A 5,880-nucleotide genomic window follows, 5' to 3' on the forward strand; every position below is an offset into this window, starting at 1 on the left:
ACCGGGACGGCGGCGGTGCCAGGAGCGGGCAGCGGGCGGTGGGCCCGGTGCCTCCGGGGCCCCGGGATGGTCCGGGTGTCGCCGGTGCGCGGGACCGTCTCCGGTGCGCCGGCGGCGGCGACCGTCGTCCGACCGTTCGCCCGGAACCCGCCGCCGGACGGGCTGCCCATGCGGCACAGGGTAGGCCACGGCGGCGGCCCGCCGGGAGGAGTCGGGACGAACCGTCCGTCCCGGCCCCGCCCGTACGGCCGCCGCGCGGTGGCCCGTTCGAACCGGGCGGGTGGGTCAGCGGCGGCGGAACAGCAGGTCGTGGACGACGTGGCCCTTGGCGATCCCGGCCCGTTCGAACTTGGTGACCGGACGCCAGTCCGGCCGCGGGGCGTAGCCGGGGACGCTGCCGTCCGGGTGGTCCGCGGGCTCCAGCCAGCCGGTCCCGTCGCCCTCGGGGTGCAGGTTCTCCAGCTCCGGCGAGGCGGACAGCACGGCCAGCATCTGCTCCGCGTACGGCTCCCAGTCGGTGGCGCAGTGCACCAGGGCGCCGGGGGCGAGCCGGGGCAGCACCAGGTCGAGGAAGGAGGGCTGGACCAGCCGGCGCTTGTGGTGCTTCGGCTTGGGCCACGGGTCGGCGAAGTAGACCCGCAGACCGGCCAGCGAGGCGTCCTGGAGCATGTCGCGCAGCAGGATCACCGCGTCCCCGGCGGCCGTCCGGACGTTGCGGGAGCCGTCGCGCTCCAGCATGCCGAGCAGGTTGCCGTGGCCGGGGGTGTGCACGTCGGCGGCGAGGATGCCGGTGGCCGGGTCGGCGGCGGCCATCGCGGCGGTGGTCTCGCCCATGCCGAAGCCGATCTCCAGGGTCACCGGCAGGCCGCCGAACAGCTCCGGCAGGTCCAGCGGGGTGCCGTCGATGGGGATGCCGTACGTCTCCCAGCTCCGGTCCAGGGCGCTCGCCTGGGCGTTGGTCATCCGGCCCCGGCGCGGCTGGAAGCTGCGGATGCGACGCTCGCGGTGCTGGGCCTCGGTGGCCTTGTGCGGGTACATCGGCGCGGGGTAGGCGGCCGGCGCGGCGGACAGCCGGGCGGACGGCGAGGGCTGGGGGATCGGGGCGGTGGCAGTCACAATCAACCGAGTCTACGGGGCTGCCGGGGCGCGCCGGCCGGGCCTGTGACCGGGCTCATCCGGGCCCGTCTGCCCGCCCTCCGTCCGGTGCGCCGACCCGCCCCCGAAGCCTCCGCCGCCCCGCTACTCCTCCCAGGGCCAGCGGGCGTTCGCCCCGGCCTCCAGGAGGGGGACCAGCCGGAAGGCCGCGTCGCTCAGGCCGCCGAAGGTGTGCCGGTGGGCGCCGCCGCCGGGGCCGTGGCCCGGGGCGTAGCCGGCCAGGTTCCAGGTGTAGACGGGCACGTGGGCCGGGACGGCGGCGAGCGGGTCACCGCCCCGGTGGCCCGGGCCGGTCTGCTCGTCGGTGACGATCACCACCCGGTCGTGGCCCCGGTAGTGGGCCCGGACCGCGTCGGCGGTGTTGGTGCCGCCGAGGCTGGAGAACCGCTCCAGCACCCGCAGCACCGCCTCGCCCCGGCCGACCTCGACGACCCGGCTGGAGGTGCCGAACTCGACCAGGTCCGCCTCGGCGGCCCGGAGCTTCAGCGTGGTGCCGAAGATCGCCGCGGAGTCCGCCCGGTTGAGCTCGGTCGGCCCGCCGGAACGGTCGAACATCGAACCGGAGCGGTCCACCAGGATCAGCGTCCGGCCGGGCAGTTCCGGCACGTTGGCCAGCGAGTGGCCGAGCGCGGTCTCCAGCGCGTGCCCCCAGCGCAGCGAGGGGACGTTGCGGTACGCGGCCAGGTAGCGGAACGGGAACTGGCGCGAGCGCCGCACCTCGTCCTGGTCGGAGATCCGTCGGGCGACCTCGGCCGCGACGGCGTCCGGGACCCCGGCCCGGTCGAAGTTGCGCAGGTTCCGCACCAGCGCCATCGGACCCATGGACGGGATGACCGCCTCCCAGACCGCCGCGTCCAGCGGGCCCTGCAGCCAGCCCGCCAGGGCCTCCCAGGTCAGCCCGGCGGCGGCCAGCCGTTCCGCGCCGCCCTCGGCGGTCACCGCCGCCCGGCGCTCCTCGACGGGCAGTGCGAGCAGTTCGCGGTTGGCGGTCAGCACCCGGTCGGCGGCCGGCGGGACGGCCTCCTCCGGCCGGTGCCGGCGGTCCAGCGCGTGGGCGAACAGCGCGCCCTGCCAGTGCTTCCGCGGGTCCGGCGAGGGGTGGGTCAGCTCGATCACGTCGCCGAAGCGGTAGCCCTTGCCGGCGGTGTCGTACTTGAGCAGCGAGCGGGCGTCGTAGAGGTGCCGGACGGCGTCCGCGACACCGCGCTTGAGCGGCTTGGGCAGCGCCCGGCCGTAGCGCGAGGTCCAGTAGGCGAGCAGCTCGCCGGGCTCGTCGGCGCGCCGCAGCACCGCCGCGACGGCCTGCCGGGAGTGGCCGTGGGCGCCCGCGTCCAGCCGGGCGCGGGTGAACTCGGCGGCGCCGACCAGGGCGGCGGTGCGCAGCTGGGCGCCGTGGCGCAGCCAGCGCAGCAGTCCGAGGGTCCACTCCGGCTCGGCGACGGCGAGTTCGCGCACCAGCGCGGTGTAGCGGTCGTCGCGCTCGCCGCCGCGCTCGTGGAAGGTGTCCTGGCCGACCATGTTGGCCACCGCGAGCAGGAAGAGCTCGGACTTGCGGTCCCGGACGAAGCCGGGGCCGCCGTTGTGGTTGACGGTGCGCGCGCCGGTGGTGGTCACCGGCGAACTCGGACCGGACTTGGCCCCGCGGACGTTGAACCTGGACATGCGGCAGCCCCCTCGGCGTGCTGGTGTCGGTGGGAGGGAGGCGTGCTGCGGCAGCGGTGCCCGGGTCCCGTCACGGCTGACGGGACCCGGGCACCACGAGGAGCCGCCTCCCGAGATCAAAGGTGGCGGCGGTGTTTCGCGGGCTCGAACCGCAGCGCCCAGGGGGGCGCCTCACCAAGAAGTAACCGCTGCCGTCGCACCGGGAGGTGCGGACGAACTGTTCACGTGTGGGTGTCCAGAGATCGAGGACGGCTGAGGTGACATAGCTGCTCTACCGACTGAGCTACACCGGCCCGAAGCCGGTGACGGGACTCGAACCCGCGACACGCCCATTAAGAGTGGAAGTAACCTCTGCCTGCGCACCTGGACGGGAGAAACCCTAGCCAGGCCCCTCCCGCCGGCGCACCTCAATTACCGCCGGGCCCTCTCGCCGTTCCGGTCGCTGTTCCGGTCGCCGTCCGATGACCAGCCTGAGTCGCCGCTCCGGCGCTCACGCCGGGGCGACGATCACCGCCCGCGCCCGCTCGGTCAACTCCCGTACCCGGCGTTCACCCTGGAAGGGCTCCAGCCGCCGGAGCATCTCCACCACGTACTCCCGGCTGCGCTGTGAGGAGATCCGGCCGGCCACCTCGACGGCGCGTTCGCCGGCGGCGACTGCGGCGTCCAGGTTGCCCGCCTCCGCCTCGGCCATCGCCGAGACCACCAGCCGCAGGCCGTGCGAGCGGACGAAGCCCTCGGTGGGCGTGGCCAGCGCCTCGCGGGTGAACTGCCGGACCTTGGAGGGCACTCCGAGGTCGCGGAAGCACTCGGCGGCGTCGGCGGCGAGCCGGTCGTAGGCGTAGAAGTCGATCCACGCCGGATCGGGATCCCCGGCGCGCGCCCGTTCGAGCGCGCTCTCCGCGGCGCCGAGCGCCGTCGCGCACGCCGCCGCGTTGCGGGCCTTGGCCTGGGCCCGGGCCTCCACCAGGTGGAAGAAGCTCATGGTGCGGGCGGTGGCCAGGCCCCGGTTGCGCTCCAGCGCGGCCTGGGCGAGGTCGACCGCCTCCTCGGCGAAGCCCCGGTAGCCGGCCTGGAGGCTCATCGAGGCCAGCACGTAGCCGCCGAGCGGCACGTCGGCGGCGGCCCGGGCCAGCCGCAGCGCCTGGATGTAGTAGCGCTGGGCGGCCTCGTGCTGCCCGGTGTCGAAGGCCATCCAGCCGGCCAGCCTGGTCAGTTCGGCCGTCGCGCCGAACAGCGCCCGGCCGACCGCGTCGCTGTACGAGGCGAGCAGCAGCGGTGCCGCCTCCACCCGCAGGCACTCCGGCACCATCGACGAACGCCAGTCCCCGCCACCGTACTTGGAGTCCCAGCGGCGGGCCTCCTGGGCGGCCTCGCGGAGCTTGGCGGCGTCCGAGTGGCCGACCCGGTAGGAGGAGGTGTCGGTGGGGGAGCGCGGCACCTCGCGGGCCACCGAGCCGTCCGCCGGGGTGATCAGCCAGCGGGACACCGGGGTCGCGTAGGCGGCGACCGAGAAGGTGCCGGCCAGGCTGTCGCTCCAGCGGCCGCCGCCGGGGCCCCGGCGCAGGTCGAGGTCGACCCGCCACAGGTCGGTCGCGGAGCGGACCGCGTCGGCGACCTCGCGCGGGAAGGCCAGGCCGAGTTCGGGCGCCGGGTCGGTGTCGCCCAGGCCGATCTCCTCCAGCGGGACGGGCCGGCCGAGCTTGCCGCCGATGGCGGTGGCGATCAGGTGCGGGACGGGCCCCTGCGGCACCATGCCCTTGCTGACCCAGCGGGCCACCGAGGTCTTGTCGTACCGCAGGGTCAACCCGCGCTGGGCGCCGAGGTCGTTGACCCGGCGGGCCAGTCCGGCGTTGCTGATCTGGGCGAGGGTCAGGAGCGTGCCGAGCCGTTCGTTCGGTCCACGTGGGCTGACGGTCATGGTGGCGGCGGCACCTCCTGCGGCCTTGTGCGCGGGGCCCGGGCGGCACCGGGCCGTAGCTGCTGTACCTAGCGTAGTCGGACGCGTTCCGACGGTTAAGAGGTCGCATTCCGGATGGCGGGATCGCGCACTCGGCGGTGCCGCACCGGAGTTGGTCCGGACCACTCGGATCCGGCCGACCGCGCGGCGCTCCGGAGCGTCGTGCTCCGGTCCCGTGTACACGTGCGCCCGGCCGTGCCCCCTGGCCCGACCGGCAGGTCGGCGATTCGCTGGTGGTCGTGGGTCGGCCTGCCGTCGAGGACCCGGCGGGCCGGGGGACGCCGCCGCCTCAATCCCCGCGGGCGGCGGTGGAGTCCGGGAGGGCGTGCGGATGCCCTCCCGGGTCGGGCGACGCCTTTCGGCCATCTCGCGATGCCCATGCCAAAGGCGTTCGTCGGCGGTCCGGGCCGGGGAGGGGGAGGCCCGGCCCGTCCGCCCCCCGGGAGCACCCGGACGATCGAACTCCCCTCCGAAGCACGGAACTTGCCCACCCGGGGTGATCGGGCGCCGCCCGGACCCCGGCGGAACCCCGGGCCCTTGAACGCACCCCCGAGCGCACCCGGGCCGGGCCGCCCCGCCGCCGCGGCCGTCGAACGGGCGGTCCGAACGGAAGCGGAACCCGAAACACCGACCACGGCGACCGCCCGCGGTGGCACGATGTCCACTGACGGCGCGTCGAGCTGCGGGGGCACGCCGGGACGCGCACGGGCCGCCACGGCACACCACCCGGCCGCCCGGCGGGCGGCGAACGAACGCACCGCACGGATGCAGGTCCTCGTCCGGTGGAGGCGCGATGCGGTGGCTGACGGGCTGGTGCACGGGCGCGTCGAGCGCGGGCACCCCGGCGTACGAGGCGCTGGCCAGGGTCGAGCCGATCGCCGCGCGCCCGCTCTGGGCCGGGCCGGACCCGCTCTGGGCCGTGGGCGACTGGCGCCCCGGGGAGATCCGCCTGGTCACCCTCCGCCCCGGCGCCCCCGCCGTGGTCAGCACCGGCCCCACCGCCCCCGACCAGGTCGAGGACACCCCCGCCACCTCCCGGCTCGCCGTCCTCGGCCACTGCGGCGCCACCGACGCCGAACACCCCGACGGAAGGCGCCCGTTGGCGC

The 5,880-nt window shown here is 75.8% G+C and carries 3 protein-coding genes and 1 pseudogene; 1 reads left to right on the plus strand and 3 read right to left on the minus strand.

All coding sequences use genetic code 11. The features are described 5' to 3' along the window. Positions 1 to 285 precede the first annotated feature (285 nt). The 3 genes from trmB to AE652_RS33730 form a co-directional block, all read right to left on the minus strand. On the minus strand, positions 286 to 1,116 hold the full coding sequence (gene trmB / locus AE652_RS33720) for a tRNA (guanosine(46)-N7)-methyltransferase TrmB (protein WP_049658578.1): 831 nt from the start codon (positions 1,114 to 1,116) through the stop codon (positions 286 to 288). A 123-nt stretch (positions 1,117 to 1,239) separates the two neighbouring features. Further along, positions 1,240 to 2,817, minus strand: coding sequence for a TROVE domain-containing protein (locus AE652_RS33725; RefSeq protein WP_049658581.1), 1,578 nt, complete (start codon positions 2,815 to 2,817; stop codon positions 1,240 to 1,242). Between the two features lie 490 nt (positions 2,818 to 3,307). Further along, the gene (locus AE652_RS33730; protein ID WP_049658584.1) at positions 3,308 to 4,735 is read right to left on the minus strand and encodes a hypothetical protein; all 1,428 of its coding nucleotides are present in this window, start codon (positions 4,733 to 4,735) and stop codon (positions 3,308 to 3,310) included. 832 nt (positions 4,736 to 5,567) lie between these two features. Between AE652_RS33730 and AE652_RS33735 the strand changes: the two are divergent. Continuing rightward, positions 5,568 to 5,880, plus strand: a pseudogene (locus AE652_RS33735) (hypothetical protein); the annotation flags it as partial.

The organism is Kitasatospora sp. MY 5-36, from assembly GCF_001182915.1.
Lineage (GTDB): Bacteria > Actinomycetota > Actinomycetes > Streptomycetales > Streptomycetaceae > Kitasatospora.

Coding starts and splice junctions, on each gene's coding strand:
- AE652_RS33725 (WP_049658581.1), bottom strand. CDS start 2,817: ATGTCCAGGTTCAACGTCCGCGGGGCCAAGTCCGGTCCGAGTTCGCCG.
- AE652_RS33730 (WP_049658584.1), bottom strand. CDS start 4,735: ATGACCGTCAGCCCACGTGGACCGAACGAACGGCTCGGCACGCTCCTG.